General features: G+C 61.1%; 28 protein-coding genes. 12 read left to right on the plus strand and 16 right to left on the minus strand.

Going from position 1 to position 26,517, the window contains the following annotated elements; all coding sequences use genetic code 11:
* Positions 1 to 28: 28 nt before the first annotated feature.
* From AC4ANK_RS03085 to AC4ANK_RS03140, 12 genes are read right to left on the minus strand one after another with little or no spacing between them, the layout of a single operon-like run.
* A complete protein-coding gene (locus AC4ANK_RS03085) occupies positions 29 to 2,392 on the minus strand; it encodes an MMPL family transporter (RefSeq protein ID WP_031594993.1) in 2,364 nt (787 codons plus the stop codon).
* The gene (locus AC4ANK_RS03090; RefSeq protein ID WP_002551679.1) at positions 2,376 to 2,990 is read right to left on the minus strand and encodes an outer membrane lipoprotein carrier protein LolA; all 615 of its coding nucleotides are present in this window, start codon (positions 2,988 to 2,990) and stop codon (positions 2,376 to 2,378) included. Before AC4ANK_RS03090 ends, AC4ANK_RS03085 begins: the two co-directional genes overlap by 17 nt.
* Positions 2,987 to 3,412, minus strand: a complete 426-nt coding sequence (locus tag AC4ANK_RS03095) for an acyl-CoA thioesterase (RefSeq protein WP_002551680.1) — start codon at positions 3,410 to 3,412, stop codon at positions 2,987 to 2,989. The genes AC4ANK_RS03090 and AC4ANK_RS03095 overlap by 4 nt, the downstream gene beginning before the upstream one ends.
* Positions 3,402 to 4,949 (minus strand): HAL/PAL/TAL family ammonia-lyase, encoded by a 1,548-nt coding sequence (locus AC4ANK_RS03100; protein WP_031594994.1) that lies wholly within the window; start codon positions 4,947 to 4,949, stop codon positions 3,402 to 3,404. The genes AC4ANK_RS03095 and AC4ANK_RS03100 overlap by 11 nt, the downstream gene beginning before the upstream one ends.
* The gene (locus AC4ANK_RS03105) at positions 4,930 to 5,877 is read right to left on the minus strand and encodes a lysophospholipid acyltransferase family protein (protein ID WP_002551682.1); all 948 of its coding nucleotides are present in this window, start codon (positions 5,875 to 5,877) and stop codon (positions 4,930 to 4,932) included. Before AC4ANK_RS03105 ends, AC4ANK_RS03100 begins: the two co-directional genes overlap by 20 nt.
* The gene (locus AC4ANK_RS03110; RefSeq protein ID WP_002551683.1) at positions 5,874 to 6,608 is read right to left on the minus strand and encodes a glycosyltransferase family 2 protein; all 735 of its coding nucleotides are present in this window, start codon (positions 6,606 to 6,608) and stop codon (positions 5,874 to 5,876) included. Before AC4ANK_RS03110 ends, AC4ANK_RS03105 begins: the two co-directional genes overlap by 4 nt.
* Positions 6,601 to 8,283: an ApeI family dehydratase gene (locus AC4ANK_RS03115; RefSeq protein ID WP_460384177.1), complete on the minus strand. Its 1,683-nt coding sequence runs from the start codon at positions 8,281 to 8,283 to the stop codon at positions 6,601 to 6,603. The genes AC4ANK_RS03110 and AC4ANK_RS03115 overlap by 8 nt, the downstream gene beginning before the upstream one ends.
* Before the next feature lie 10 nt (positions 8,284 to 8,293).
* Positions 8,294 to 8,839, minus strand: coding sequence for a COG4648 family protein (locus AC4ANK_RS03120; protein ID WP_002551685.1), 546 nt, complete (start codon positions 8,837 to 8,839; stop codon positions 8,294 to 8,296).
* Positions 8,836 to 9,090 carry an acyl carrier protein gene (locus AC4ANK_RS03125; RefSeq protein ID WP_002551686.1) on the minus strand — a complete coding sequence of 85 codons (255 nt, stop codon included), beginning with the start codon at positions 9,088 to 9,090 and terminating at the stop codon, positions 8,836 to 8,838. Before AC4ANK_RS03125 ends, AC4ANK_RS03120 begins: the two co-directional genes overlap by 4 nt.
* A gap of 9 nt (positions 9,091 to 9,099) precedes the next feature.
* On the minus strand, positions 9,100 to 9,360 hold the full coding sequence (locus AC4ANK_RS03130; RefSeq protein ID WP_002551687.1) for a phosphopantetheine-binding protein: 261 nt from the start codon (positions 9,358 to 9,360) through the stop codon (positions 9,100 to 9,102).
* Positions 9,335 to 10,147 (minus strand): lysophospholipid acyltransferase family protein, encoded by an 813-nt coding sequence (locus AC4ANK_RS03135; RefSeq protein ID WP_002551688.1) that lies wholly within the window; start codon positions 10,145 to 10,147, stop codon positions 9,335 to 9,337. The genes AC4ANK_RS03130 and AC4ANK_RS03135 overlap by 26 nt, the downstream gene beginning before the upstream one ends.
* Complete coding sequence (locus AC4ANK_RS03140; RefSeq protein WP_002551689.1) at positions 10,123 to 10,842, minus strand: beta-ketoacyl synthase chain length factor; 720 nt, start codon at positions 10,840 to 10,842, stop codon at positions 10,123 to 10,125. Before AC4ANK_RS03140 ends, AC4ANK_RS03135 begins: the two co-directional genes overlap by 25 nt.
* Before the next feature lie 308 nt (positions 10,843 to 11,150).
* Here AC4ANK_RS03140 and AC4ANK_RS03145 point away from each other — a divergent pair, with 308 nt between their 5' ends.
* On the plus strand, positions 11,151 to 11,930 hold the full coding sequence (locus AC4ANK_RS03145; protein WP_002551690.1) for a ParA family protein: 780 nt from the start codon (positions 11,151 to 11,153) through the stop codon (positions 11,928 to 11,930).
* Positions 11,931 to 12,151: 221 nt separating this feature from the next.
* Here the strand turns inward: AC4ANK_RS03145 and AC4ANK_RS03150 are convergent, their stop codons facing one another.
* Positions 12,152 to 12,544 carry a PAAR domain-containing protein gene (locus AC4ANK_RS03150; protein WP_002551691.1) on the minus strand — a complete coding sequence of 131 codons (393 nt, stop codon included), beginning with the start codon at positions 12,542 to 12,544 and terminating at the stop codon, positions 12,152 to 12,154.
* A 262-nt stretch (positions 12,545 to 12,806) separates the two neighbouring features.
* On the opposite strand from AC4ANK_RS03150, the gene mdcA reads away from it, so the two are divergent.
* The 9 genes from mdcA to madM all read left to right on the plus strand — a co-directional run bounded on the left by mdcA (position 12,807) and on the right by madM (position 20,128).
* Positions 12,807 to 14,483, plus strand: a complete 1,677-nt coding sequence (mdcA, locus tag AC4ANK_RS03155) for a malonate decarboxylase subunit alpha (RefSeq protein WP_002551692.1) — start codon at positions 12,807 to 12,809, stop codon at positions 14,481 to 14,483.
* Positions 14,483 to 15,358: a triphosphoribosyl-dephospho-CoA synthase gene (locus tag AC4ANK_RS03160; RefSeq protein ID WP_002551693.1), complete on the plus strand. Its 876-nt coding sequence runs from the start codon at positions 14,483 to 14,485 to the stop codon at positions 15,356 to 15,358. Before mdcA ends, AC4ANK_RS03160 begins: the two co-directional genes overlap by 1 nt.
* A 1-nt stretch (position 15,359) precedes the next feature.
* Positions 15,360 to 15,659, plus strand: a complete 300-nt coding sequence (locus AC4ANK_RS03165) for a malonate decarboxylase subunit delta (protein ID WP_002551694.1) — start codon at positions 15,360 to 15,362, stop codon at positions 15,657 to 15,659.
* A complete protein-coding gene (locus AC4ANK_RS03170) occupies positions 15,652 to 16,503 on the plus strand; it encodes a biotin-independent malonate decarboxylase subunit beta (RefSeq protein ID WP_002551695.1) in 852 nt (283 codons plus the stop codon). The genes AC4ANK_RS03165 and AC4ANK_RS03170 overlap by 8 nt, the downstream gene beginning before the upstream one ends.
* Positions 16,500 to 17,300 carry a biotin-independent malonate decarboxylase subunit gamma gene (mdcE, locus tag AC4ANK_RS03175; RefSeq protein WP_002551696.1) on the plus strand — a complete coding sequence of 267 codons (801 nt, stop codon included), beginning with the start codon at positions 16,500 to 16,502 and terminating at the stop codon, positions 17,298 to 17,300. Before AC4ANK_RS03170 ends, mdcE begins: the two co-directional genes overlap by 4 nt.
* The gene (locus tag AC4ANK_RS03180) at positions 17,294 to 17,932 is read left to right on the plus strand and encodes a malonate decarboxylase holo-ACP synthase (RefSeq protein ID WP_031594996.1); all 639 of its coding nucleotides are present in this window, start codon (positions 17,294 to 17,296) and stop codon (positions 17,930 to 17,932) included. Before mdcE ends, AC4ANK_RS03180 begins: the two co-directional genes overlap by 7 nt.
* Complete coding sequence (gene mdcH / locus AC4ANK_RS03185; protein WP_002551698.1) at positions 17,929 to 18,864, plus strand: malonate decarboxylase subunit epsilon; 936 nt, start codon at positions 17,929 to 17,931, stop codon at positions 18,862 to 18,864. The genes AC4ANK_RS03180 and mdcH overlap by 4 nt, the downstream gene beginning before the upstream one ends.
* Before the next feature lie 69 nt (positions 18,865 to 18,933).
* Entirely contained in the window at positions 18,934 to 19,362 is a 429-nt protein-coding gene (madL, locus tag AC4ANK_RS03190) for a malonate transporter subunit MadL (protein WP_002551699.1), read from the plus strand.
* 1 nt (position 19,363) lies between these two features.
* A complete protein-coding gene (gene madM / locus AC4ANK_RS03195; protein WP_002551700.1) occupies positions 19,364 to 20,128 on the plus strand; it encodes a malonate transporter subunit MadM in 765 nt (254 codons plus the stop codon).
* 10 nt (positions 20,129 to 20,138) lie between these two features.
* Here the strand turns inward: madM and AC4ANK_RS03200 are convergent, their stop codons facing one another.
* Positions 20,139 to 21,065 carry a LysR family transcriptional regulator gene (locus AC4ANK_RS03200; protein WP_005731031.1) on the minus strand — a complete coding sequence of 309 codons (927 nt, stop codon included), beginning with the start codon at positions 21,063 to 21,065 and terminating at the stop codon, positions 20,139 to 20,141.
* Between the two features lie 154 nt (positions 21,066 to 21,219).
* On the opposite strand from AC4ANK_RS03200, the gene trhA reads away from it, so the two are divergent.
* Entirely contained in the window at positions 21,220 to 21,834 is a 615-nt protein-coding gene (gene trhA, locus AC4ANK_RS03205; protein WP_002551702.1) for a PAQR family membrane homeostasis protein TrhA, read from the plus strand.
* A gap of 106 nt (positions 21,835 to 21,940) precedes the next feature.
* On the opposite strand, the gene AC4ANK_RS03210 is transcribed toward trhA, so the two are convergent.
* Both AC4ANK_RS03210 and AC4ANK_RS03215 read right to left on the minus strand, forming a co-directional pair.
* The gene (locus AC4ANK_RS03210; RefSeq protein ID WP_002551703.1) at positions 21,941 to 22,660 is read right to left on the minus strand and encodes a 16S rRNA (uracil(1498)-N(3))-methyltransferase; all 720 of its coding nucleotides are present in this window, start codon (positions 22,658 to 22,660) and stop codon (positions 21,941 to 21,943) included.
* Between the two features lie 62 nt (positions 22,661 to 22,722).
* Positions 22,723 to 24,129 (minus strand): adenosylmethionine--8-amino-7-oxononanoate transaminase, encoded by a 1,407-nt coding sequence (locus tag AC4ANK_RS03215; protein ID WP_002551704.1) that lies wholly within the window; start codon positions 24,127 to 24,129, stop codon positions 22,723 to 22,725.
* A gap of 209 nt (positions 24,130 to 24,338) precedes the next feature.
* Between AC4ANK_RS03215 and AC4ANK_RS03220 the strand changes: the two genes are divergently transcribed.
* On the plus strand, positions 24,339 to 26,213 hold the full coding sequence (locus tag AC4ANK_RS03220; protein ID WP_002551705.1) for a flavin monoamine oxidase family protein: 1,875 nt from the start codon (positions 24,339 to 24,341) through the stop codon (positions 26,211 to 26,213).
* Positions 26,214 to 26,517: the final 304 nt, after the last annotated feature.

The following is a 26,517-nucleotide window of genomic DNA, read 5'->3' on the forward strand; positions in this document are numbered from 1 at the left end:
GCAGGGAGTGACGACAACGCTGCAAGACTCATGCGTGTGGCCCTTCAGCATTGGCTGGCGAATGAAGCGCTTTACGCGGGCTGGCCCACGGTGCCAGAAGAAAGCTGAAGGCCAGCCCCAGGCTGACCGACAGGCCGAAATTGCTGATCGCCGGGGTGCCGGAAACAGCCAGCAGGCCGAACGACAGCCACGTGGTGACCGCTGCCAGCAGCGTGCCCAGCAGGCTGACCGCCGCGCCGCCTATCTGCTCGCGCATCAGGATGGCGTAATCGACGCTGATCGCCGTGACCAGCAACAGGCCGAACAGGCTGAACAGAGTCAGCGGCTGACCGAGCCAGCCCAGGCTGGCGAGGCTGCACAGGGCCGCCAGCAGGGGCAGGGCGACGATGCGCAACGCACCGCCGAAGCCAAACGGAGCGATCAGCAGCAGGACGATCAGTACGCACGATGCCAGTTTCAATTCCGCTGCGCTGATCTGCGTGTGGGCAAACACCTCGTTGAGCTCACCCAGGCGGTCGACCAGTTGCACGCCCTCCAGTCCGATGGCCTGCACGCGCAGCAACGCCATGCTGTTCATGCCACGCAGGCTGACGATGCTGGCTACCTGAGCGTCGCCTTCGGCATCTTCGCTGGCGCCTAGCCAGAGCGTGCGCCACGGTTCGCTGAGCGGGCCTTGAAGCGCCTGATCAATGTCTTGCGTTGGCAGTGCCTGCAATTGCGCGAGTTCGGTTTTCAGTGCGTTGGCCGGAACGCCAAGCTGTACCAGTGGCTCCCAGTGTTGCGGCAATTTGCCCAGTGCATCACGGGTCAGTTGCTGCTCGGCAGGCGAATCCAGCAACTGGTTGAGGGCCATGTAACCCTGCAGCTTGTCCATGCTGACCAGTTGGTCGAGCCGTTGGGTCAGTTCGGACTGCCGATCCAGCAACTGCTGTTGGTCCTTGCCGCGCACCAGAAAAAACTGGCTGGTGGGCTGATAACCGGTGATCCGTGCGATGGCCTGGGCTTCATCGGTCAACGCCTGAGGTGCTGCCACCCATTGGCGGATATCGTTCTTGGTGGTCAGGTGCCAGAGCCCGCCGCCGCAGAAGGCCAGCAGCAGCGCCAGCAGAATCGGCGTGCTGATGCGCTGCAACAGCGCTGCGCGGCAATCGAGCATCAGTTTCGCCAGTTTCAGCGGCCATTGCGCGGGGTTGATCTCGACCTTTGCAAGCAGCGCGGGCAGCAGACACACCGCAGTCAGGTAAGCGCCGATCAGGCCCGCAGCGGAGAACACGGCAATTTGTGTCAGTGCCGGGAACGGCGTCCAGGCCAGGGCGAGATAGCCGATACAACTGGTGATCAGGCTCAGCGTCAGGCCCGGCAGGGTCAGGCGCAAGGCGGGCCAACTGCGCCAGGGTTTCAGGCTCCAGCTCTTGGACAGGTAATGCAGTGGGTAATCCACCGCCACACCAATCAGGCTGGAACCCAGCACCAGCGTCATGACGTGCATGCTGCCAAACAGCGCCACGCAAGCCACTGCACCGAAGAGCATGCCGACTATCACCGGTACAAACGCCAGCAGCACGCTCCAGCGTCGGAATGCCAGCAACAGCAGCAACAGAATACCGAGTGTGGCGCCCCCGCCGACCCAGGTGATTTCCCGGCTGGCCTGCTTCTGCCCGTCGGCGGCGTACAGCAGGCCGCTGGCGGCGAGCAATTGCCCACCGGCCTGCTGCGCCTGCACCCGCGCTTGCGCCAGCAGGTCGGCGACCTGACCGGGCAGGTGCAGATCGAAAGCATCGGTTCGGGTTCGCGAACGCAGCAGTACCCAGCTTTTGCCCTCGGCGCTGGCGATCAGCGCGCCGCTGGCCAGATCCGCCTCGACCGAGCCCTGTTTCGGCAAGCTGTTCTGGATACGTCCGGTCAGCCCCAGCCAGTCATCCTGACCCGGCACCAGGCTGAACCCGGCAAACGGGTCGAAGAGAGTTTGTACACGCTGCTCGATGAAAGTCTTCGGCTCATCGATCAACAGAGCGCGATCCGCTGCCGGCAACATCGCGATTCGCCCTTGCAGCAACTGGGTGCGCAACGCGGGCAGATCGGCTTGCAGCGACCACTGAACCTTCTCGAACAGGCCGCTCGCTTGCCATTGCTCCGCCAGCGTGCGAGCCAGTTCCACAGCCTGCTGGCGGTCGGTGTGACCCACCAGCACGAGCATTTCGCGATTGAGCGGTTCCTGCATGCGCTTTTCGGCGCTCACCACCAGTTCGTCGTTGTCAGTGCCCGGCACCAGTTCCATGAGGTTGGCCGACAGCGGCGAGCGGTCGTGCCACTGCCAGCCGGCCAGCGCCAGCACGCTTGCCAGAATCAGCAGGAACAGTCGCGGCAATAGCCGCTCAGTCGTTGAAGTCATTGCGCTGCGCATCGGTCAGGGAGGAAGCACTGCTGCTGTCGAGCATTTTCAGGACGGTACTGTCGCCCTGGGTTTCCAGCAACTCGATACGCTGGACCAGTTCTCCGCCATCGATGTTGATCTGTTTGAACACTTGTTGCAGCAGCATCGAGCGCGGTGTGAGCGTGAGTTGCCAGGCGTTCGCGTCGCCCTTGAGCTGCAAGTCGAAATCCCGTTGCAGGCCGCTGCTGTCGCCCTGCAGTACAGCAAGGAACAAGCGGTTCTGCTCGGCCCCGGCATTTTTGTTTGGTACGGGCTTCCAGGTGCTGATGTCGCCCACGCTTTCGCGGCGGGAAATGCCGCTGGCATTGATGCGGTAATCCTGTTTCAGCGGTGTTTCCAGCAGCCAGAGCAGCCCGAAATCCCTGGCGAGCACGAAGCGGCCTTTGCTGAGCAGTGGTTGCGGCAGGGCGCGCAGGTGTTTTTCCTGAATGAAGCGCCCTTGCACCACCGCAGGTTTAGCGAGCTGATCACTCAGTTGTTGTAGATCGAAAGCCTGCGCCAGTGAAGACAGGCACAGCAACCCCAATAGCAGCAAGGCGCGAAACGGACGGTTCATGGCAAAGCTCTCTTCACGGCATCGATAAAGACCTGGGGCGATGCCAGTTGCATTTCCCGGCTCTGGCTGTCGACCGCAACCTGCACGGTGCTGGCGCGGGTCAAGCGTTCGCCGGTGTGTGCGTCGGTGATCAGGTAGTTGATCTTCAGACGGTTCTCCCACTCCACCAGACTGGCGCGTACGTTCAGTGTCTGGCCGAACACCGCGCTGCGCACGTAGCGCAGTTGCAGGTCGATCACCGGCCAACCATAACCGGATTCGAGCATCTGCATGTAGTTATGACCAATGTGGTCGAGCAATGCGCAGCGTGCGACTTCCAGGTATTTGACGTAATGCCCGTGCCAGACGATGTTCATCATGTCGACGTCGAAAAACGGCACCACGATTTCGGTGTCGACGTGCAGAAAACCCTTACTGCGCATGCAAGCTCCAGCGGCGGTTGGCAATATGTTTCAGGCGCAGGCGCAGTTCATTCTCCAGCGCCCGGTCTTCGATGACAGGGGCAAAGTCCTCGCCCAGCTGTTGGTGCATGGCCGCCAGTGCTGGTGGCAGCGGGAGCGCATCGGCAGCCTTGCTGCGCAGCCATATACCTTGGTTGGCGGCGATCAGCGTGGCGGCGGCAACCTGCTCGGTCAGCTCCAGCACCCGAATGGCGTCACGCGCAGCGATGGTGCCCATGCTCACCTTGTCCTGATTGTGGCATTCGGTGGAGCGCGAGAATACGCTGGCCGGCATGGTGTTTTTCAGTGCTTCGGCGGTCCATGCGCTGGTGCCTATCTGCACCGCCTTGAAACCGTGATTGAGCATGGCCCGCTCGGCGCTGGCCCCTGACAGATTGCTCGGCAAGCCGTGGTTGTAACGTTCGTCGATCAGCAGCGCCAATTGCCGGTCGAGCAGGTCTGCGACATTGGCCACCAGCGTTTTCAGGCTGTCCATGGCAAAAGCAATGTGCCCGCCGTAGAAATGCCCGCCGTGCAACACGCGCTCTGCTTCGGCCTCGATGATCGGGTTGTCGTTGGCGCTGTTCAGCTCGATCTCAATGAACGAGCGCAGCCAGTTCAGGCTGTCGGCCAGCACGCCCAGCACATGCGGTGCGCAGCGCAGCGAATAGCGGTCCTGCAAACGATGCAGTGGGGCGGTTGGCGCGTCGATGGCCAGGTCCTGACGCAACCACGCGGCTACCTGCATCTGGCCCGGATGCGGCTTGGCGGCGAACAGGCGCTCGTCGAAGTGCTCCGGGTTGCCTTGCAGCGCCACCACGTTCATGGCGGTGATACGGGTCGCCAGTTGCAACAGGTAATCGGCGCGGGCGAACGCCAGGCACGCGATGCCGGTCATGACGGCGGTGCCGCTCATCAGCGCCAGCGCTTCCTTGGGGCGCAGCACCAGCGGCGTCCAGCCCAGTTCGCGGTGCACGTCGCTGGCCGGACGGCGCTCGCCACGGAACATCACGTCGCGCTCGCCGGACAGGGTCGCGGCCACGTAAGACAGTGGGGTCAGATCACCGCTGGCACCCACCGAGCCCTCTTCCGGGATCAGCGGCAGCACGTCCTGATCGATAAACGCCTGCAAACGCTCAAGCAGTTCGACGCGCACCCCGGAAACGCCCTGACACAGTGACTGCAAACGTGCCGCCAGCACTGCGCGGGTGGCCTGGGCGTCCAGCAGCTTGCCCAGCCCGCAGCCGTGAAACGTGTACAAATGCTGCGGCAGCGCCTCGACATGTTCCAATGGCACGGCCACCACGCAGGAGTCGCCGTAGCCGGTGGTGACGCCGTAGATCACGCCTTCCTTGTTCAGTAACGAATCGAGAAACTGCGCGCCCCTGGCAATGCGTGCGCGAAATTCAGCGTCGCCTTGCAACGCACTCGGTGCCTGCCGATTGGCCAGGGCCAGCACGTCTTCGATACACAGGGCGCGCTCGCCGAAAATGATCGGGTCAGGAGCTTGAATCATCATCGGACTTCCAGAATGGGTAGAAATTGAACCACTGCTGCGGGGCTTCCAGGCAGTAGTGCCCAAGACGCTCGGCATAACGCGTGGCCCAGTGGGCGATGACCTGGGCTCGGTCGCTGCGTCGCCATTCGATGGCGTCGGAGAACGGTTCGAGAATCACCCGATAGCCGTTCGGGCCTTTAAGGCAGAAAAACAGATTGACCGGGCACTTGAGCAGACCGGCCAGCAGCCACGGGCCTTGCGGAAACGTCGCGGGCTTGCCCAGAAAGTCGACCCGCACATTGCGCCCGCCGTGCAGGGCAACGCGGTCACCGGCGATGGCCAGCCACTCGCCTTCGTCCAGACGCTGGCTGAGTTGCAGCATGATCGCCGGGTCCAGTTCGCTGACCTGAATCAGCCGCAGGTTGGTCGCTCCGGCTTCACCGAGCAGGCGATTGAAGCGTTCGGCGTGCTTGGTGTGCACCAGCACGTTCATGGTAACTTTTTCGCCGAGTTCGGCCAGTGCGCGGCACACCTCAAGGTTGCCCAGATGTGCCCCGACCAGCATTTGTCCGCGCTCGCCGCGCAGGTTGTGGCGCAGCAGGGCTGGGTCGATGATCTCGATCTGCTCGATGCCCAGCTTGCCGTTCCACACATCAAGCTTGTCGAGCAGTGCCTCGGCGAAGGCCATGAACTGGCCAAACACGCGCCGTTGGCTGGGGCGCAGTTCGGGTCTGGCGCTCCAGTCCGCCAGGCGCTGCTGGTATTCCCAGATGCTGTGTCGGGCACGGCGGCCGAAGGCGAAGAAATATAGAACGATGCCATACAGCACCGGGCTGAGCAGGCGACGACCGAGCACGCGCATGCCCCAGGCGGTAAGCTTCATGAGCAGGAAGCTGCCACGCTCTTCGTGACTGGCCCAATGTTCCTTGGGCGACTTTTCAATGGTCATGAGCGCCACCGCCGCCAGAGGATCACCGGCAGACGCATCAGCATGCCGAAGAACAGCTTGGCGTGCATTTTCGAGATCAGGGCGTTGTCGTGAAACAGGCGGAAATGCGACAGGCCGTCCTGCGGATAGTGAACGCGGGTCGGCAGCCAGCGCATCGCCTGGCCACGCCATGACAGGCGCACGAGAATTTCCGAGTCGAAGTCCATGCGCCTGCCGATCTGCACGCTGTCGATCAGCGCCAGAACCGGGGCCAGCGGGTAGAGCCGAAAGCCGCACATGGAATCGCGAATATGCAGTGACAGGGTGTTGATCCATACCCAGACGTGGGTGAGATAACGGGCGTACAGGCGGCCTTTGGGCACGCTTTCGTCGTACTGCGGATAGCCACAGATCAACGCTTGCGGGTACTGGCGTGACTGCTCCAGAAACACCGGAATATCGTTCAGGTCATGCTGACCATCGGCATCGACCTGCAACGCATGGCTGAAACCCAGGCGTGCCGCCTCGCGGAACCCGGCCATGACCGCGCCGCCCTTGCCTTGATTGACCGGCAGGCGCAACAGGTAAATACCCTCACCCTGCGCCAGCTGCTGTAACACTGCGGCGCAAGCCGGGCTGCTGGCATCGTCCACCAATATGCAGGGCAAGCCTGCGTTGCGGACGGCCTTGACCACGCTGGGCACGGCCAGTTCGTGGTCGAACACCGGAATGATCACGCAAGGCTTATGCATGATCTCCCTCCAGCACAATCCGGCCGCTGGAGCAGGGTGCGTTTTCGCTGTTGTGAAAGGCGAAATGCAGCTTTGAGCGAGCGGCATCGAAGCGCAGGGTCAGTTTCAGGCGGTCGCCGGGGCGCACCAGTTGCTGAAACTTGAGCACTTCCATGCCGGCAAAGTCGGTTGGCAGATTCAACAGGCGCTGCCCCAGACTGATCGCCCATTCGACCTGAACCACGCCTGGCAAGACCGGTGCCTTGGGAAAGTGGCCGCTGAAAAATGCCAGATCTGGCGGGACCATCAGTTGCAGGTGCAATTCGCCGTCGACCGTCTGTTGGTCAAGCACTTGCGGTTGCCTGGGGCGTGAGGCCATGAGCAGGTTCTGCACGTCCATCTGCGCCAGTTTGCCCTGGGCATTGAGGGGCATTTGCCGCAGCAGACGCCAGCGCCGCGGCAGAGCGATGGTTTCGCAGTGCGGTCGCAAATACTGGCGCAAGGCTTCGGTAAGCGCTCGACGGCCCTGATTACGCAGGGCCAGCAAGCCCGCATCGCTCAGCACCAGCAGCGCGCCAAGCGACGCACGGTTTTCCTGAACCACGCCAAGGCGCGCTTCATTTACCCACTCGTGAGTCGTAAGGGCCTGCTCGATCAGTGGCAACGACACGCGCTTTTCTTCGAGTTTGACGATGCGGTCCAGCCTGCCCAGCAGTTCGAATCGCCCATCATTGCCAATCTGCACGGCATCGGCGGTCTGCTCTACGTGACCGGGCGGCAGATAGGGCGAGCTGATGCGCAGCGCCCCTTCGTTGTTCTGACTCAGCTCTACGCCGTCGAAGGCTTGCCAGTGCTGTTCGCCCTGCCGCCAGGCGATGCCACCGGTTTCCGAACTGCCGAGAATTTCCGTCGGCCACTGGCCAAGACGTTGTTGCAGACTTTGCGCCGCTTCGGCTGGCAATGCGCCGCCGGATGAAAACACCCGGCGCACGGCACTGAGGCTGCTCCAGTCGAGGTTGTCGCCCATGCGCTTGAGCAGTGCCGGGCTGGCGACCCAGGCAAAGGACGGGTATTCGCGGCTGGCGCGTTGCAGGTCTTCGGCAAACGGCAACTGGCGGCGCACGAACGGGCGCGCGGCGCACAGCGGCCATAGCAAACGGAACAGCAGCCCATAAATATGTTGCGTCGCAACGCTGCCGATCATGCATGTCGAACCAATCTGCGCGCCCCACAGCTGTTCCAGCCCGCAGACTTCGTTGGCCAGCTGGCGCAGGCGTTTTTCAATCAGTTTGGGCTCGCCGCTGGAACCCGAGGTGCACAGGCTCAACCGGCACTGGTCAAGGTCAAGCGCTGCCGGAGCCAACTGCGCGGCGTGCAGATCGCTTAAATGCGTGTCTTGCGTCAGGTCGGTCAGCCACAGGTCGACCTGATTGGCCCAGCGCTCGCGGGTCTGGCCTTGCAAGTCCGCGGGCAGCAACACGTGCACACCGGCGCGCCAGGCACCGAACAAGGCGACAGCCAGGTCAGCGGCATCTTCAAGGTGTACCGCGAGGTTTTTGATACCGCGGGCTTGCAGTCCTGCGGCCACACTCAATGCCTGATCACGAAATTGCGTGTGATCCAGGGTCGGGGCCAGCGTCAGCAGCCGGTCGGGCAGGGCGTCGAGCAGCAGGTGTTCAAGGTTCAACCAGTTCATGCGATCCATTTCATTTGCCGCCCGCAGAGGGTGGGCGGACGATCCATTCAACAGCGAACAACAGGCCCATCAATCCGTAGGAAACCAGGCCGGTGTACAGCGTCCACCAGGACAACGGTGCCCAGAGCGTCAGTATGGCTGCCGTGAGGCCATTGGCGAGGAAGAACAGGCACCAGATCTGCGTGACTTTACGGGTGTAGCGGATGCCGGAATCGGGCAGTTCAGGGCGGTTTATGCGCGCCATTCTTTCTACGATAGGCGGGCCGTAGACCAGGCTTGAACCGAACAGGCCGAGCATGAACGCGCTGACCAGTACCGGATACCAGCGCAACATCAGGTGGCTGTCGATTACGCCCAGCGCCACGCAAAAAACCAGGGCGACGAGCGCCATCGCCAGGCTGCCGGGCTTGCGCTCGCCGGTCAGTGCGCGCGCCAGCCACAGGCTGCCCAGCAGCAGCGCGAACTGCCACGGGGCGAAGTGTTCGGTTCCCCAGTAGACGGCAAACGGATACAGCACACCGGCCAGCACCAGAATCAGGCCAATCAGCCGCTTCATTCGGCCGTGTTGACCAGTTTGTAGACGGCCTCTACCACGTCGTTCACGGTTCTGACTGACTTGAACTCTTCAGCGGCAATCTTCTTGCCGGTCTTGCGTTTGATGTGGTCGATCAGGTCCACGGCATCGATGCTGTCGATTTCCAGGTCCTGATACAGGTTGGCTTCAAGTGTGACCCTCTCAGGCTCCAGTTCGAACAGTTCCACCATTGCGGCGCGCAGGATTTCGAAGATGTCTTCACGGGTTTGCATGTTCAATTCTCAGGCCGGTTGTCTGGCGCTGACGAAGGCCGCAAGGCTGTCGACGCTGGCGAAATGGTTACGGGTGTCCTTTGCATCGGCATCGATCTTGATGCCATAGCGCTTCTGGATGGCCAGGCCCAGTTCGAGCGCATCCACCGAGTCCAGTCCCAGTCCTTCGCCGAATAGCGTCATATCGTTGCCGATATCTTCCGGAGTGATGTCTTCGAGGCCCAGGGCATCGATGATCAACAATTTAATGTCCTGGTGCAGATCGCTCATCTGAGGCGAGCTCCTTGGTGAAATAGTCATGCAGGTAATCGTTGAGCTTGCGGGACGCCACGGGCGGCGGACCCAGCGAACTGAAGGCGGTGGGGTCTATATCGGCACCGACGCGCAAACTGAAGTGCACGCGGCGTTGTGCAATGCGATACCAGGGCTCGGCCTTGGTCAGAGTGGTCGGCTGGACCTTGATGGTCACCGGAGTGATCATGCTCGCGCCACGCAGTGCAATGGCGGCCGCGCCCCGGTGAAAGACCGGCGGCTGACCCGGCTGGGTGCGGGTGCCTTCGGGGAAAATAATCAGTGTCTGGCCGCTTTGCAGGCGCTCCACGGCGGCATCGAGCATGTCCATGCTGCCGTCGTTGCTGATGTAACCTGCGGAGCGCACCGGGCCACGGGTGAACGAGTTTTCCCACAGGCTGCGCTTGACCACGCAATTGGCGTCACGCACCAGCCCGATCAGGAACACCACGTCGATCAATGACGGGTGGTTGGCAATGATCATCTGCCCGGGGCGGCCAAGCTTTTCGGCACCCTGTACCTCGTAGGTCAACACGCCCATGCGCGCCATGATGCGGATGAACAGCCAGAACAGGCGGCTGATGGTCCGCCTGGCGCGGCGCTGATGACTGGCTACACTGCCGGGCAGGCAACTCAGTACCGGAAAAACGAACAAGCGCAGGCACAGGCCGCTGAGCCCGAAGAGGGCAAAGCTGAAGGCGGTTGCCAGCAAACGCCAGTAATAAGCATCCTGACGTTTTTTCAGTTCTTGCGTTGCCAGTTCCATAACCGGTTATTCCAGGGGTGCAGGCAGACGGATTGATCAGTGTGCAAGGCTTGCAGCAGATTCAATGCGTGGGGCCATCGAGTCTGCGGGTTCCCTTGTGTGTCGCTGTGCAAAGACAATTCCCACTCGTTGCCGGGCGTCAGCAGCAAGCCGACCGCGTAGGGAAAGGGCACGTCATCAATCCATTGTGCATAAGCGTGTGGTGGCTGCTCTTCAGTCACCACAAGCAATACTGCTTCTGCACCCTCGGCCAACAACGCTGCGGCCTCGAACGCTCCATACTCCAGCCCGTCGCCTGCGGCGGCCAGGGCTGTCATCTCACTTGTTTCACCGCGCATGATCGACCACAGGCCAATCACTGCGTTATGCACTGAAAGGCTGAACTGGGTCGGTGAAACCGGCTCGTTCGCAGCCAGATCGCGCAGAATTTCAAACGTTCTCGGGGTTTCTCCGTGGCGCGAGACAAACACCAGCGGTACGCGCCCCAAGCCTTCAGTCAATGGCCAGCCGACGGCAAATGCCATTCTGGCCATGCGGCCCAGGCGGCGACGTTGCATGGCAGGCAGGAAAGACACGTCTGGCGCGGCATCACTGGTTTCCAGTAGCGTCGGATTGCGGCTCCATTGCAGCCAGTCGTCCGCGCTCGCCAGGCCCGGAGCCCAGGCATGCCATCGTGCAATGTTGAAGGTGATCAAAACTTCTCTTCCCGCCCCTGCGGGCTCGTTTCTCGCTACATCGATATCAGGTAGATATCAGCCTGGGTGCGGTAATTTGACCGAGTGCGCGCATTATCCCGATGGGGGTCATTACTAGCAAATTTGTTACATAAAAATCGTTTACAGACGTGTATTTTAAAGTTCAAGTCTGGCTTTAGGATGACAGGCAGGTACGTGCCGTTTTGCGATAAGCTCGCTGTTGTCATATGTACTGCCTAGACTCTACACCTCTTAAGGTCGTTATCGGCCACACCTGCTGTTTCTTCATCTGTCAAGGAACCCAAAGCATGCGTCGCGTGGTATTCAATCAGAAGGGCGGTGTAGGCAAATCGAGCATCGCCTGCAATCTGGCTGCAGTCAGCGCTCACGAAGGCTATCGGACGTTGTTGATCGATCTCGATGCCCAAGCCAACTCGACTCAGTACCTCACCGGCCTTACCGGTCAGGATATTCCGATGGGTATTGCCGAGTTCTTCAAGAACACACTGTCAGCAGCACCGTTCGCCAAGAAAAACCACGTCGATATCTATGAAACACCGTTCGATAACCTGCATGTGGTCACGGCCACTGCCGAGCTTGCCGACTTGCAGCCCAAACTTGAGGCAAAGCACAAGATCAACAAGCTGCGCAAACTGCTCGACGAACTGAGTGAGGATTACGAGCGGATTTATCTGGATACGCCGCCAGCACTGAACTTTTATGCGGTTTCGGCGCTTATTGCGTCTGATCGTGTATTGATTCCGTTCGACTGCGACAGCTTTTCCCGACAGGCGCTGTACGGACTGATGCGCGAGATCGAGGAGCTGAAAGAGGATCACAACGAAGATCTTCAGGTTGAAGGCATCATCGTCAACCAGTTCCAGCCCCGAGCCAGCCTGCCGCAGCAGATGCTCGACGAGCTGATAGCCGAGGGGCTGCCGGTGTTGCCGGTCTACCTGGGCGCATCGGTGAAAATGCGTGAGTCGCATCAGGCCAGCCTGCTGCTGATCCACCTGGACCCCCGTCACAAGCTGACGCAGCAGTTCGTTGACCTGCATCACTTGCTGGAGACCAATGCCCATCCGTGATGGGTATGCACCGCGCGTAGCACTCAGCGTTATACACAAGTCCGCTTTTGATTCTGGCCGAAGGCCGTGGGAGTGAACTTGTTCACGAAAGGGCCGGTATAGTCACAGAAAATGTATCGTCTGAACTACCGTATTCGCGAACAAGTTCGCTCCCACGCCCTGCGGGCAGAAGCCAATCTGTGAGCATCTCAAGACTTATGCATAACGCTCAGACACAGAAATCATCGTGGCCGGAGCACCTCGGGCGTATAGCTGCCGTCTCTCAATGAGCAGGCCAGGTGCTCTGCATGCAGCCGCGCGGCCGAGGCCAGTTCGGTGGAGATGGTGACAGCAGCGTCCATGTCGGCCTGAACGTGTTCCTGCGAGGCGCTCAGGCGGTTGCTGCCGGGTTTGCAGCCGCACTCCACTGCATGTCCCTGCGTGGCAACCGCCACCAGATCGTCGACATATGTCGGGTTGCCCTGGGCAATGAAACCAATTTCCCCGCATGCCGGACACCACACCGGGTCGCCCATGCGGGCCACGCGACGCAGGTCAATGACCTCGCTTGCCGATGCGGCCAGCACAAAGCCGCCCGTGGTGGTGAGATCGCCTTCCCTGACTATGAACGACATGGCAGTGCTTCCTTTGAGTTCTGGAAGCCTGAAGGCTAGGCGTAAAACCGCTACTCAGGTGCGCAGAAGTTCTGTTAAAGACCGGTCCTACACAAAGATCAGCAGGGCGTTTCGCGGATGTTACGGGCACCAATAAAGGTGATCAAAAAACGAACACTTTTACTATCGTTACTCCAGCCGTAACGATTCGCCTCGCTGCTTGATTGATGCGTGCCCCTATCGCTCCTAAGGTGGCCCACGACAGCAAAATCGTGGAGCGATCATGACAACAACAACTTCCCCCGACGCACACTGGACACGTCGTCGCACCGAGAAGCAGCGGCGTCTGGAGCAGGTGCGGGCGCTGGCCGATGGCGTAGTGCTGCCGACCGACAAGATTGTCGCGGCGCTGGAGGCCTTGCTGGTTTCCGGTGATCGGGTGGTGCTTGAGGGCAACAACCAGAAGCAGGCGGACTTCCTGTCCCGCGCGCTGGCCAAAGTCGATCCGGGCAAGGTGCATGACCTGCACATGATCATGCCGAGCGTTGGCCGCGCCGAGCATCTGGACCTTTTCGAGCAAGGCATCGCACGCAAACTGGACTTCTCGTTTGCCGGCACACAAAGCCTGCGCATCAGCCAACTGCTGGAAGACGGCCTGTTGGAAATCGGTGCGATCCACACCTACATCGAACTGTATTCGCGGCTGGTGGTGGACCTGATCCCCAACGTGGTGCTGGCCGCAGGCTTCATGGCCGACCGGGCAGGCAACATCTACACCGGCCCGAGCACCGAAGACACCCCCGCGCTGATCGAGCCGGCTGCGTTCAGCGATGGCATCGTCATCGTTCAGGTCAATCAATTGGTGGATGACGTCAGCGAACTGCCTCGGGTGGACATTCCGGCCTCGTGGGTCGATTTTGTGGTGGTGGCCGACAAGCCGTTCTACATCGAGCCGCTGTTCACCCGCGACCCACGCCACATCAAGCCGGTGCACGTATTGATGGCGATGATGGCGATTCGCGGCATCTACGAAAAACACAACGTTCAGTCGCTGAACCACGGCATTGGCTTCAATACCGCAGCCATTGAACTGATTCTGCCGACTTACGGCGAGTCGCTGGGCCTCAAGGGCAAGATCTGCCGTAACTGGACGCTTAACCCGCATCCGACACTGATCCCGGCCATCGAAAGCGGTTGGGTCGAGAGCGTGCATTGCTTCGGCACCGAACTGGGCATGGAAAACTACATTGCTGCGCGCCCGGATGTGTTCTTCACCGGGCGCGATGGCTCGCTGCGTTCCAATCGCCAACTCTGTCAGCTGGCTGGCCAATATGCCGTTGACCTGTTTATCGGCGCGACTTTGCAGGTGGATGGAGACGGGCATTCCTCGACCGTCACCCGTGGCAGGCTGGCAGGTTTTGGCGGCGCACCGAACATGGGCCATGATCCGCGCGGCCGACGTCATGCCACCCCGGCATGGCTGGACATGCGCCAACAGAACGAGAGCGGCCCGGATGCCTATCTGGAGCGCGGCAAAAAGCTCGTGGTGCAGATGGTCGAGACGTTTCAGGAGGGCGGCAAGCCGACCTTCGTTGAAACGCTGGACGCTGTAGAAGTGGCGAAGAAAAGCGGCATGCCGCTGGCACCGATCATGATCTACGGCGACGACGTCACTCATTTGTTGACCGAAGAAGGCATCGCCTACCTCTACAAGGCGCGCAGCCTGGAAGAGCGTCAGGCGATGATTGCCGCCGTGGCGGGCGTGACCGTGATCGGCTTGCGCCATAACCCGAAAGACACCGCACGTATGCGTCGTGAAGGGTTGATCGCGCTGCCGGAAGACCTCGGCATCCGGCGCACCGATGCCAGCCGTGAACTGCTTGCGGCCAAGAGCATTGCCGATCTGGTTCAGTGGTCCGGTGGTTTGTACAGCCCGCCTGCCAAATTCAGGAGTTGGTGATGAGCGCACTTCAATTGACACCGCTAGCTGCTTCGCTTGCCGAGCGACTGGCCGATCTGGCCGTCGATGCCCTGATCGCCGAAGCCGACCTGTCGCCCAAACCTGCACTGGTGGACCGGCGTGGCAGCGGCGCACACACCGACCTGCACCTGGGCCTGATGCACTCCTCGGCGCTGTCACTGTGGCCGACCTTCAAGTTAATGGCTGACGCCGCTGGGCAATTCAACACAGTGGGCCAGCCATTACGTGAGGCGCTCGGCCGTCTCGGTCGCGAAGGTGAAGCGACGATGCTGCGCACCACCCTGGGCGTGAATACTCATCGAGGTGCGATCTGGGCGCTGGGCCTGCTGGTGACAGCTGCCGCGCTGGATGCCCGCAACTGCGCACCCGAAGCCGTCTTCGCGCGGGCTGCCAGCCTGGCGCAGATCAAGGACCGCCAGGTGCTCGTGCAAGGCAGTCACGGTAATGAAGTGGTTCGCCGTTACGGTGTAATGGGCGCCCGGGAACAGGCGCAGCAAGGCTTCCCGGCAGTCAGGGATTTCGCCTTGCCGCAACTGCAACGCAGTCGCGCGGCGGGCAGTGGCGAGCAGAACGCCCGGCTGGATGCGCTGCTGGCGATCATGACCACCCTGTCCGACACCTGCGTGCTGCATCGTGCCGGTATCGAAGGCTTGCACACCATGCAGCGCGGCGCTCAGCACGTGCTGGACGTTGGCGGCAGTGCCAGCCTTGCCGGGCGCCGCGCACTGAACCAACTGGATCAGCAACTGCTGGCGCTGAATGCTTCGCCTGGCGGCGCGGCTGATCTGCTGGCTGCCTGCCTGTTTATCGACGGCCTGGAGCCTGCGCTCGGCCGTGTTTCGAGGAGTGTCTGAAATGGAAACCCTGTCTTTTGAATTCCCTGCCGGACAGCCGCCCAAAGGCCGCGCGCTGGTAGGTGTGGTTGGCTCGGGCGATCTGGAAGTGCTGCTGGAGCCCGGTTCGCCAGGCAAGCTATCAATTCAGGTGGTGACCTCGGTCAACGGTGCCTCGCTGCGTTGGAAACATCTTTTCGAGCGCATGTTCGACGGCCAGACCCCGCCTGCGCTGAGCATCGACATCCACGACTTCGGGGCCACGCCCGGCGTGGTGCGCTTGCGTCTGGATCAGGGCTTCGAGGAGATCGGTCATGACTGATAACGCACGTTTGCTGAGCCAGCACAGTTTCATCGAGCTCGGTGCCCGGCAGCGCGCCCGCGCTCTGCTGGATGCCGACAGCTTCCGCGAATTGCTTGGCCCGTTTGATCGCGTCATGTCGCCCTGGCTTGCCAGACAAGGCGTTGTCCCTCAAGCTGACGATGGCGTGGTGGTTGCCAAGGGCACTGTTGACGGGCGGCCGGTAGTCATTGCGGCCATTGAAGGCTCGTTTCAGGGCGGCAGCATGGGCGAAGTCGGCGGTGCGAAAATGGCCGGTGCGCTTGAGCTGGCCGCCGAAGACAACCGCAACGGTATTCCCACCGCAGCCATCGTGCTGCTGGAAACCGGTGGTGTGCGTTTGCAGGAAGCCAATCTGGGTCTGGCGGCGATTGCCGAGATTCATGCCGCGATGGTCGACTTGCGTCAGTACCAGCCGGTAATCGGCGTAGTGGCGGGCAGCGTCGGCTGTTTTGGCGGGATGTCCATTGCTGCGGGCTTGTGCAGCTATTTGCTGGTGACCCAGGAAGCCCGCTTGGGCCTGAACGGCCCGCAGGTGATCGAGCAGGAAGCCGGCATAGAAGAATACGATTCCCGTGACCGCCCGTTTATCTGGAGCCTGACCGGTGGCGAGCAGCGGTTTGCCAGTGATCTGGTGGACGGTTTTGCCGCAGACGATGTGGCCGATATCCGGCAGCAGGTCAGCGGCTGGCTCAAGCAGGGCGTACCGGCAGCGCATCGCAGCAGCCAGTACGAACTGTTTTTGCAGCGCCTCACCAGCCTCCACACCGAAGCGCAAATCGATCCGCAGAGTGTACGTACCCTTTATCAAGGAGCCCGGTCATGAGCTATTCACAACGGGGTTTGCACTGGTTCAACGCGTTGAGCGCAGGTGCTACGCAAGTTGACGGTCTGCCTGCCTCGCTCAAGGTCGCCGATGGCTTGCTGGGCGACCAGCCAGTGCGCTTTGTGGCGGTGGTTGCCGATACCGGCAATCGTTTCCCTCGGGCGCGTCAGGGCGAGGTCGGTCTGCTGGAAGGCTGTGGCCTGGCCAAAGCTGTGGATGATGCCATCGAGCAGGACCGCGACCGCGCCGAAAAACGTGCACTGATTGCGATTGTCGATGTGCCGAGCCAGGCCTATGGTCGCCGCGAAGAAGCGCTGGGCATTCATCAGGCGCTGGCCGGTGCGGTGGACAGCTATGCGCGGGCGCGTCTTGCTGGGCATGCGGTGATTGGTCTGCTGGTCGGCAAGGCTATGTCCGGCGCATTTCTGGCCCACGGGTATCAGGCCAATCGGTTGATCGCACTGCGTGATCCCGGCGTGATGGTGCATGCGATGGGCAAGGCTTCCGCCGCTCGGGTAACGCTGCGCAGTGTCGAAGACCTGGAAAAGCTCGCCGCCAGCATCCCGCCAATGGCCTACGACATCGACAGCTATGCCAGCCTTGGTCTGCTGTGGGAAACCCTCTCGGTCAGCCAGATCGAGCAGCCCACTGCGGATGACCTGACTCAGGTTCGCAATGTCCTCAGCAGTGCGATCAGAGACGTACGGGCCAGCGGGGTCGACCTGAGCAGCCGCCTGGGCGCGAGCAATCGTGCGGCATCGGCCACCGTACGCCAGTTGCTGCGGGCGCAATGGTGATCGACAGCGCTTGCGCAGTACTGCCCCATGATTTGCTGTGGGGCATGCCACTGTCTGCCTTGCCGGACGATGCGCCCAAATGGGCGGTTGAAACGGTGTTGGCCGGGCAGCCGGTCGTGGTGCGTCGGCAGGCCATGCCAGCCGGTCAGGTGGCCGTAGGGTTGCGCGGCTACGGTCGTGAGCAGCGCTATGCCGCGAGCATGCTGCTGGCTGATGTCTATCGGCGGGTAATCCCCGAGCAACTGGTCTTGTGCCCGACCGAGAATACTCAGGACTGGCCCGCATTGCGTGCCTTGCGCCAGGTCCGCCCGGTGATGGATGCGCTGGAACTGGTCTGGGGTGTCGGTGGCAGCGCCGGGTTCGAATTGGCCAGTGGTATTGCGGCGTTGAATCAGGACAGCGATCTGGACCTGATTTTGCGTACGTCTGAGCCGTTAAGTCGCAGTTGCGCAGCCGAATTGGTCGAGGCGCTGGAAACATCGGTCTGCCGGGTCGATGTGCAGCTGCAACTCGATCATGGCGCTGTGGCGCTGCGTGAATGGGCGCGCCCGGCGGGGCGGGTGTTGCTCAAGACCGCAGCAGGGGCGCGGCTGGTTGCAGATCCGTGGCATCTGATCGGGGCGTGCGCATGAGCAGCCTGTGGGTGTTTCCCGGTCAGGGCGCGCAGCAGGCCGGCATGCTGCATCAATTACCCGACGCCCCTGTCGTCCACGATTGCCTGCAGGAAGCTGCCGATGCTCTTGGCGAAGACGTACTGGCGCTGGACAGCACTCAGGCGCTGCAAGCGACCCGCGCCGTCCAGCTTTGCCTGTTGATCGCCGGTGTCGCCTGCGCCCGTCTGTTGCAGGCGCGTGACTGTGTGCCGGATTACGTTGCAGGGTTGTCCATCGGCGCTTATCCGGCAGCGGTGATCTCCGGGGCGCTGGCCTTTGACGATGCCGTGCGCCTGGTCGCGTTGCGCGGCGAGTTGATGCAGAACGCCTGGCCCGAAGGTTATGGCATGACTGCGGTGATCGGTCTGGACCAGACACAGGTCGAGGCGCTGATCAGGCAAGTACACAGCCCGCAAATGCCGGTGTTTCTCGCCAATATCAACGCCGACAACCAGATGGTGATCTCGGGCAGCGTCGAGGCGATGCAGCAGGTCAGTCATTTGGCCAAGGCGTCGGGGGCCGCGGCGGTCAAGCGTCTTGCGGTCAGCGTGCCGTCGCATTGCGCCTTGCTGGAAGCTCCCGCGCAGCAACTGGCAGAAGCCTTTTCAAGGGTTGCGTTGCAGGCGCCGAAGATACGTTACCTCAGCGGCAGCACGGCGCGTCCGCTGCTGAATGCCGAAAAACTGCGTGATGACCTGGCCTTCAACATGTGCCGGGTCATCGACTGGCGCAGCACCGTGGAAACTGCCTGGGAGCGAGGCGTGCGCCTGCACATCGAATTGCCGCCCGGTGCCGTGTTGACCGGGCTGGCGCGCAAAGTCTTCCAGCAAGGAACAGCGCTGGCCTTTCAGGCTGCGCGTCTGGACAGCCTGATCGCGCTGTCGCACGAGGAGGTTCGCCGCACTCCATAGAGCCGCCGTGCAGCTGCTACGAAGGACAAAAACAACAACTTCAGCAATGCAAACAGAGGAATAACAACAATGATTATCTATGGTGTTGCACTACTGGCTATCTGCACGCTCGCGGGCGTGATTCTCGGTGACATGCTCGGCGTTCTGCTGGGCGTGAAATCCAATGTGGGCGGGGTCGGGATCGCCATGATCCTGTTGATCTGCGCACGTCTGTGGATGCAGAAACACGGCGGCATGACCAAGGACTGCGAAATGGGCGTGGGTTTCTGGGGCGCGCTGTACATACCGGTCGTGGTGGCGATGGCCGCGCAACAAAACGTTGTGACCGCACTCAAGGGCGGGCCGGTGGCGGTATTGGCCGCTGTCGGTTCTGTGGTGCTCTGCGCCTGCACCATCGCAGTGATCAGCCGCACCAATCGCGGCGAGCCTTTACCCAAGGAAGAGCCGCTGCTGACGCCTGTGATCAAGCCTGAAATAGCCCCGGCTGGAGGTCGCTGATATGTGGGACCTCATCGAGAAAGGACTTGAACACAACGGGCTGATCACCGCATTTGCCTTCGTCGGTATCATCATGTGGGTCTCGGTGGTGCTTTCAAAGCGCCTGACGTTCGGCCGGGTGCATGGCTCGGCCATCGCGATTGTCATCGGGCTGATTCTGGCCTGGGTCGGCGGCACGTTGACCGGCGGCCAGAAGGGGCTTGCCGATATGGCGCTGTTCTCAGGCATCGGCCTGATGGGCGGGGCGATGTTGCGTGACTTCGCCATCGTGGCGACTGCCTTTGAAGTGCAGGCAACCGAGGCACGCAAGGCCGGGCTGATCGGAGCAATTGCCTTGCTGTTGGGCACGATTCTGCCGTTTATCGTGGGCGCGAGCATTGCCTGGGTGTTTGGCTACCGCGATGCAATCAGCATGACCACCATTGGCGCGGGTGCTGTGACCTACATCGTCGGCCCGGTGACCGGTGCTGCGTTGGGTGCGACCTCCGACGTGATGGCCCTGTCGATTGCCACCGGCCTGATCAAGGCGATTCTGGTGATGGTCGGTACGCCCGTGGCGGCGCGCTGGATGGGGCTGGACAACCCGCGTTCGGCGATGGTTTTCGGTGGTCTGGCGGGTACTGTCAGCGGCGTTACCGCAGGGCTGGCGGCAACGGATCGGCGTCTGGTGCCTTATGGCGCGCTGACCGCCACTTTTCATACCGGACTGGGCTGTCTGTTGGGGCCGTCGGTGCTGTATTTCATCGTGCGCGCAATCGTCGGTTAGATCCCTTCGATCAGGTCGCCTGCTCCAGCAGGCGATTCGCATACATCCGACACTCGGCCAGCAGCGCCAGCAGGTTAGGGTCTCGCTCTCTGGACTTGAGAAAGACCATGCCGATGTGTTGCTGCATCCGGTAGCGGCTCTGCAATGGAATCAGCCGCACGCGGTTTTCATACACTGCGGCTATGCGCCCCGGCAGCAGCGCATAGCCGACGCCGGAACTGACCATGCTCAGCAGGGTGAAGATGTCATTGACCTGCATCGCTACTTTGGGCTCGAACCCGGCCTGCTGAAACACCCGTATGCCATCGCGATGAGTGGCAAAGCCTTGGGTGAGGGTGATAAATGTCGCTTCACGCAGGTCGCTGAGATCCACCTCGCTGTGCTCGGCAAACGGCGAATCGGTGGGCACAGCCAGGAAGATATCGTCGGAAAACAACGCCAGCTGCTCGCAGTCCGGGTCATGGGTGCTTTCATCAAGCGACACCAGCATGGCGTCGACTTCCATGTTCTTGAGCTTGTACAGCAGGTCCATGTTCGAACCCAGAATCAGATCGATATTCAGCTCGCTGCGGCGGATTTTCAGGCCCATGATCAGCTGCGGCACCGTCTTGACGGTCAGTGAATACAAAGCCCCAAGGCGGAAGCGTGCCGCCGAAAAGCCTGCCGCCTGACGGGTCAGCTCTACGGTGGCGAGCACATCCTGCACCAGCTTCTGCGCACGCTCTTCCAGCACATACGCGCTTTCCAGCGGCGTAAGGTTGCGGCCTTCGTGTTTGAACAGCGGGCAACGCAGGGCGCTTTCCAACGAGTGAATGGCGCGGTGCACGCTGACGTTGCTGGTCTGCAACTCCTCCGCCGCCCGCGCCAGATTGCCGGTGCGCATGAAGGCCAGGAATATTTCCAGTTTCTTGAGCGTCAGTTCGTCATCGATCTGCATGTCGTGGCGCTGGTTATTGATGTGCGCTGATTGTGCACAAGTCGTGCGCCGATAGCTGCTTAAAATATCCGTCACTGAAACAGGGTGTTGCGATTTGTTTCAATAACCGCGAGCCTCTGCTCCCAGTGTTTTGCCACAAGAGGGTATTGAGCGGATGTATTACGGAGAAAAATTCAACGCCTGGTCCCACCTGGTGGGCGCAGTACTGGCCGGTGTCGGCGCAATCTGGCTATTGGTGATGGCGAGTCTGCACGGCGATGTCTGGAAGGTGGTCAGCATTGCGATCTATGGCGCCTGTCTGGTCACGCTGTACAGCGTTTCGACGATCTACCACAGCGTCAAGGGCCGTTCGAAATCGATCATGCAGAAGGTCGATCACTTTTCGATCTACCTGATGATTGCGGGCAGTTACACGCCGTTCTGTCTAGTGACATTGCGCGGCGCATGGGGCTGGACCCTGTTCGGAATTGTCTGGGGGCTGGCGCTGATCGGCATTGTGCAGGAGATAAAACCCCGCTCTGAAGCGCGAATCATGTCCATCGTGATCTACGCCGTGATGGGCTGGATCGTCCTCGTGGCGGTCAAACCACTGATTGCTGCGCTCGGCCTGGCGGGCTTCATCTGGCTGGCCGGCGGCGGTGTGCTGTACACCGTCGGCATTCTGTTCTTCGCCTACGACCAGATCCGCCACTTTCACGGCATCTGGCACCTGTTCGTCATTGGCGGCAGTTTGATGCACTTCGTGGCGATTTGTTTTTATGTGCTGTGAAAATGGCCAGGTTCAGGCCTCAATGGCTGGGTAAATGCAAATCCTTGTGGGAGCGAGCCGGTGTCTGATTCTGAGCGTGCAGCGCGTTTGAGGACGCATCAAATGATCAAAAATCGCCCCACAGCTGTTGCGCCACGCTGAGCGCGACCACCGGGGCGGTTTCAGTGCGCAGAACGCGCGGGCCGAGGCGCGCGGCGTGGAAGCCAGCGGCTTGCGCCTGATCGACTTCTGCGTCGTTCAAGCCGCCTTCCGGACCAATCAGGAAGGCCAGGCTGGCTGGCTTGTCATGGCTGGTCAGCGGCTCGGCCACCGGGTGCAGGACCAGTTTCAGGTCGGCCTCGGTATGCTTGATCCACTCGGCCAGCGGCATCGGCGCATGAATTACCGGCACCACCGAGCGACCGCACTGCTCGCAGGCGCTGATTGCGATCTGTTGCCAATGCGCCTGGCGCTTCTCGGCGCGCTCGTCCTTGAGACGCACCTCACAGCGCTCGCTGACAATCGGGGTAATTTCGCCGACGCCCAGCTCGGTAGCCTTCTGAATAGCCCAGTCCATGCGTTCACCACGCGACAGGCCCTGGCCCAGATGAATGCGCAGCCCTGACTCGACTTGCCCGGCAAAGCTTTCGGTCAGTTGCACATGCACGCGCTTCTTGCCGACTTCCAGCAAGGTGCCGCGAAACTCCTGGCCCGATCCGTCGAACAGTTGCAGCGCGTCACCTTCGGTCATGCGCAGCACGCGGCTGATGTAATGCGCCTGGGCCTCAGGCAGTTCGTGCTCGCCCAGGCTAAGCGGCGCTTCAGTAAAAAAGCGGGAGAGTCTCATGGTGTGTCTCGGTTCCGGTGTTGTTTTGTGATGGCCCTTTCGCGGCGCCGCAAATTCCAGCCCTAGCCCGGATCTCTGAAATCCGGATGAAAGTTCTCGCGCACGGCAACACTGACACTGCTGCGCGTAGCGATATCAATGCCCTCGGTGGCCACCTCGGCCAGAAAGTCGATCTGCTCCGGGGTAATCACGTACGGCGGCAGAAAATACACCACACTGCCCAGTGGTCGCAGCAATGCACCGCGCTCCAGCGCATGCTGAAAGACCTTCATGCCACGTCGTTCCTGCCACGGGTAGGCGGTCTTGGTGGCTTTGTCCTGAACCATTTCGATAGCGATGGCCATGCCGGTCTGACGCACTTCCGCGACGTGCGGATGATCGGCCAGATGCGCCGTGGCTGTCGCCATACGCTGCGCCAGGGCCTTGTTGTTCTCGATGACGTTGTCCTGCTCGAAGATATCCAGTGTCGCCAGCGCCGCAGCACAGGCCAGCGGGTTGCCGGTGTAACTGTGTGAGTGCAGAAACGCGCGCAGGGTCGGGTAGTCGTCGTAGAACGCGTCGTACACATCGTCGGTGGTCAGACAGGCTGCCAGCGGCAGGTAACCACCGGTCAGGGCCTTGGACAGGCAGAGGAAATCCGGGCGGATACCCGCTTGTTCACAGGCGAACATGGTGCCGGTGCGGCCGAAACCCACGGCGATTTCATCGTGGATCAGGTGCACGCCGTAGCGGTCGCAGGCTTCGCGCAGCAGCTTGAGGTAGACCGGGTGATACATGCGCATGCCGCCTGCGCCCTGAATCAGCGGTTCGACGATTACTGCTGCAACGCTGGCATGGTGTTCGGCGAGGGTCTGTTCCATGGCGGCGAACATGTTGCGCGAATGCTCTTCCCAGCTCATGCCGTCCGGGCGGTGATAGCAGTCGGGGCTCGGTACCTTGATGGTGTCGAGCAGCAGCGCCTTGTAGGTTTCGGTAAACAGCGGCACGTCGCCCACCGACATCGCCGCCATAGTCTCGCCGTGGTAGCTGTTGGTCAGGGTGACGAAGCGTTTCTTGTCCGGCTGGCCGCGATTGAGCCAGTAGTGAAAGCTCATCTTCAGCGCGACTTCAATGCACGATGAGCCATTGTCGGCGTAGAAGCAGCGGGTCAGGCCTTCGGGCGTGAGTTTAACCAGCCGCTCGGACAGCTCGATGACCGGCTGGTGACTGAAACCGGCAAGAATCACGTGCTCCAGCTGGTCGACCTGATCCTTGATGCGCTGGTTGATGCGCGGGTTGGCGTGCCCGAAAACGTTGACCCACCAGGAACTGACAGCGTCCAGATAACGCTTGCCTTCGAAGTCTTCAAGCCATACGCCTTCACCGCGCTTGATCGGTATCAACGGCAGATTTTCGTGGTCTTTCATCTGGGTGCAGGGGTGCCACAGGACCTTCAGGTCACGTTGCATCCACTGGTCATTGAGGCCCATTTTCAATCTCCGGGTAGCGACTCGCCTGATGCGAGGACGAACAATCGCGCAAGCCTATGCAATGCCCGGCTGCGGAACAACCTTTGATGCAGTTTTAACGGCTGATGGACATTGCTGGCGGCTATTTGATGGCTCGCGTATCCTGCGCAGCAAGTCGATGTGCCGGGCTGACTTGCCCAATCTTCCCTATGTTTTCTGGAGTTCGCCGAATGCTTTCTGGGTGGCTGCGCGCCTGTGCGCTGATAGTGGCAGGGTTGGTCAGCGTTTCGACGCTCGCCGATGAAAAACAACGAACCGCCATTGTCGTCGGTGGTGGTCTGGCAGGCTTGACCGCTGCCTATGAACTGCAGGCCAAAGGCTGGCAGGTGACGCTACTGGAAGCCAAGCCCAGCCTGGGCGGACGTTCCGGTCTGGCGCCCAGCGAGTGGATCGGCAACACCAAGGCTCAGCCGGTGCTGAACCGCTACCTGGACAGCTTCAAGCTGACGACCGTGCCCGCGCCTGAATTCGTGCGCACGCCCGGCTACCTGATCGACGGTGTGTACTTCACCCAGGCTGACCTGGCCATCAAACAGCCTGCGACCGCCGAAGCCATCAAGCGCTACAACGACACGCTGGATAACCTCGCGCGCTCGGTTGACGACCCGGAAAACCCGGCGTCCAACAGCACCTTGTTCGCGCTGGACCAGATCAACGTCGCCAACTGGCTGGACCGCCTGAACCTGCCGGCCACGGCGCGTCAGTTGATCAACCAGCAGATCCGTACCCGCTACGACGAGCCTTCGCGCCTGTCGTTGCTGTACCTCGCCCAGCAATCGCGGGTTTATCGCTCGGTCGACGAGCGTGACTTGCGTGCTGCGCGCCTGCCCGGTGGCAGTGCGGTGCTGACCCAGGCGTTCGTCAAGCAGCTCAAGACCGTCAAGACCAACTCGCCGGTGACGGCAGTCGTTCAGGAAAAGGACAAGGTCACCGTCAAGGCTGGCGCAACCAGCTACACCGCAGATTACGTGGTTATGGCCGTACCGCTGCGCTCGCTGGGCAAGATCCAGATGACACCTGCGCTGGACGCTCAGCACATGGGTGCGATCAAGAGCACCAACTACGGCTGGCGCGACCAGATCATGCTCAAGTTCAAGACTCCGGTCTGGGACAGCAAGGCACGCATGTCCGGTGAAGTGTTCAGCAACACCGGTCTGGGCATGCTGTGGGTAGAGCCCGCGCTCAAGGGCGGCGCCAACGTGGTGATCAACCTGTCCGGCGACAACGCACGCATCATGCAGGCCTTCGGCGACAAGCAGATGGTTGATCAGGTATTGATCCGTCTGCATGCGTTCTACCCTGAAGCACGTGGCGCCTACACCGGCTATGAAATTCGCCGTTACAGCGTCGACCCGTCCACGGGTGGTTCCTACCTGGCATTCGGTCCCGGCCAGATCAGTAAATACTGGCGTCTGTGGGAGCGGCCGATTCTGCGCGTAGCCTTCGCTGGCGAGCACACCGACACCTTGTACCCCGGCACTCTGGAAGGTGCCTTGCGCAGCGGTCAGCGTGCGGCTGGTCAAGTCCAGGATCTGGCGGCTGGCAAGTCGTTCGAACCGGTCAAGGTTGCACCGCCGAAAGCGCCGGCCCCGGCTTCGCAGAAGTCCGAAGGCAATTTCTTCAGCAACATGTTTGGCGGTTCGTCCGACAAACCGGCTGAACCTGCCAAGCCGCAGGCCGACAAGCCAGGCTTCTTCTCGCGCATGTTTGGTGGTGCTGAAGAACCGGCCCCGGCACCTGCTCCGGTAGAGAAGGCTGTAGAGCTTGCTCCAGCGCCTGCACCGGCTGTTGCTCCGGCGCCCGTGGTTGCACCGGTTGTTCAGCCTGCCAAGCCGCCGGTTAAAGCCGAGCCTGCGAAGAAACCGGCGACCAAGGCTGAACCTGCGAAAAAGCCGCAGAGCAAGGAAGCCGCCAAAAAAGAAGCGGCGAAGAAAGAAGCAGCAAAAAAGGAAGCTGCGAAAAAAGAGGCAGCGAAAAAGGCTCAGAGCAAGCCGGCTCCTGCCAAAACCCCTGCTGAAACAGCGCCCGCAGACGTTAACAACTGACCGGGCAATAGCTGAGCGAAAGAGGACGCGGTGTATACCGCGTCCTTTTTTTATGCGCGCTGAATTCGTTCTGTCTATGTGGGCTGGGGATATCTGAGCGGATCATGCCGTTCATCGGTATCGAACGGCCGATGGTCATTGCAAAGTATTACTGACAGCAAATTATCGAGATGCTGCCGCAGCGAGGACAGCCTGAGATGCTGTAAAGCCTGTCAGGTGTTGGTGTAACCAGCAGAACCGGCGTACGAAAGGTCAAGCAGACCTATCGTATTGTTCGATACGTCCGAGCGAAATTTTGCGCTTT

This window comes from Pseudomonas sp. Pmew2, from assembly GCF_058129885.1.

Bases quoted from the DNA above. Each gene is read 5' to 3' on its own strand.
- mdcE (WP_002551696.1), top strand. From the start codon at position 16,500: ATGAGCTATTCACAACGGGGTTTGCACTGGTTCAACGCGTTGAGCGCA.
- AC4ANK_RS03110 (WP_002551683.1), bottom strand. From the start codon at position 6,608: ATGCATAAGCCTTGCGTGATCATTCCGGTGTTCGACCACGAACTGGCC.
- AC4ANK_RS03090 (WP_002551679.1), bottom strand. From the start codon at position 2,990: ATGAACCGTCCGTTTCGCGCCTTGCTGCTATTGGGGTTGCTGTGCCTG.
- AC4ANK_RS03165 (WP_002551694.1), top strand. From the start codon at position 15,360: ATGGAAACCCTGTCTTTTGAATTCCCTGCCGGACAGCCGCCCAAAGGC.
- AC4ANK_RS03200 (WP_005731031.1), bottom strand. From the start codon at position 21,065: ATGCAGATCGATGACGAACTGACGCTCAAGAAACTGGAAATATTCCTG.
- madM (WP_002551700.1), top strand. From the start codon at position 19,364: ATGTGGGACCTCATCGAGAAAGGACTTGAACACAACGGGCTGATCACC.
- AC4ANK_RS03095 (WP_002551680.1), bottom strand. From the start codon at position 3,412: ATGCGCAGTAAGGGTTTTCTGCACGTCGACACCGAAATCGTGGTGCCG.
- AC4ANK_RS03180 (WP_031594996.1), top strand. From the start codon at position 17,294: ATGGTGATCGACAGCGCTTGCGCAGTACTGCCCCATGATTTGCTGTGG.
- AC4ANK_RS03120 (WP_002551685.1), bottom strand. From the start codon at position 8,839: ATGAAGCGGCTGATTGGCCTGATTCTGGTGCTGGCCGGTGTGCTGTAT.
- AC4ANK_RS03115 (WP_460384177.1), bottom strand. From the start codon at position 8,283: ATGAACTGGTTGAACCTTGAACACCTGCTGCTCGACGCCCTGCCCGAC.
- AC4ANK_RS03085 (WP_031594993.1), bottom strand. From the start codon at position 2,392: ATGACTTCAACGACTGAGCGGCTATTGCCGCGACTGTTCCTGCTGATT.
- AC4ANK_RS03100 (WP_031594994.1), bottom strand. From the start codon at position 4,949: ATGATGATTCAAGCTCCTGACCCGATCATTTTCGGCGAGCGCGCCCTG.
- madL (WP_002551699.1), top strand. From the start codon at position 18,934: ATGATTATCTATGGTGTTGCACTACTGGCTATCTGCACGCTCGCGGGC.
- AC4ANK_RS03150 (WP_002551691.1), bottom strand. From the start codon at position 12,544: ATGTCGTTCATAGTCAGGGAAGGCGATCTCACCACCACGGGCGGCTTT.
- AC4ANK_RS03215 (WP_002551704.1), bottom strand. From the start codon at position 24,129: ATGGGCCTCAATGACCAGTGGATGCAACGTGACCTGAAGGTCCTGTGG.
- AC4ANK_RS03160 (WP_002551693.1), top strand. From the start codon at position 14,483: ATGAGCGCACTTCAATTGACACCGCTAGCTGCTTCGCTTGCCGAGCGA.
- AC4ANK_RS03125 (WP_002551686.1), bottom strand. From the start codon at position 9,090: ATGCAAACCCGTGAAGACATCTTCGAAATCCTGCGCGCCGCAATGGTG.
- AC4ANK_RS03105 (WP_002551682.1), bottom strand. From the start codon at position 5,877: ATGACCATTGAAAAGTCGCCCAAGGAACATTGGGCCAGTCACGAAGAG.
- AC4ANK_RS03170 (WP_002551695.1), top strand. From the start codon at position 15,652: ATGACTGATAACGCACGTTTGCTGAGCCAGCACAGTTTCATCGAGCTC.
- AC4ANK_RS03135 (WP_002551688.1), bottom strand. From the start codon at position 10,147: ATGGAACTGGCAACGCAAGAACTGAAAAAACGTCAGGATGCTTATTAC.
- AC4ANK_RS03210 (WP_002551703.1), bottom strand. From the start codon at position 22,660: ATGAGACTCTCCCGCTTTTTTACTGAAGCGCCGCTTAGCCTGGGCGAG.
- trhA (WP_002551702.1), top strand. From the start codon at position 21,220: ATGTATTACGGAGAAAAATTCAACGCCTGGTCCCACCTGGTGGGCGCA.
- AC4ANK_RS03145 (WP_002551690.1), top strand. From the start codon at position 11,151: ATGCGTCGCGTGGTATTCAATCAGAAGGGCGGTGTAGGCAAATCGAGC.
- AC4ANK_RS03220 (WP_002551705.1), top strand. From the start codon at position 24,339: ATGCTTTCTGGGTGGCTGCGCGCCTGTGCGCTGATAGTGGCAGGGTTG.
- mdcA (WP_002551692.1), top strand. From the start codon at position 12,807: ATGACAACAACAACTTCCCCCGACGCACACTGGACACGTCGTCGCACC.
- AC4ANK_RS03130 (WP_002551687.1), bottom strand. From the start codon at position 9,360: ATGAGCGATCTGCACCAGGACATTAAATTGTTGATCATCGATGCCCTG.
- mdcH (WP_002551698.1), top strand. From the start codon at position 17,929: ATGAGCAGCCTGTGGGTGTTTCCCGGTCAGGGCGCGCAGCAGGCCGGC.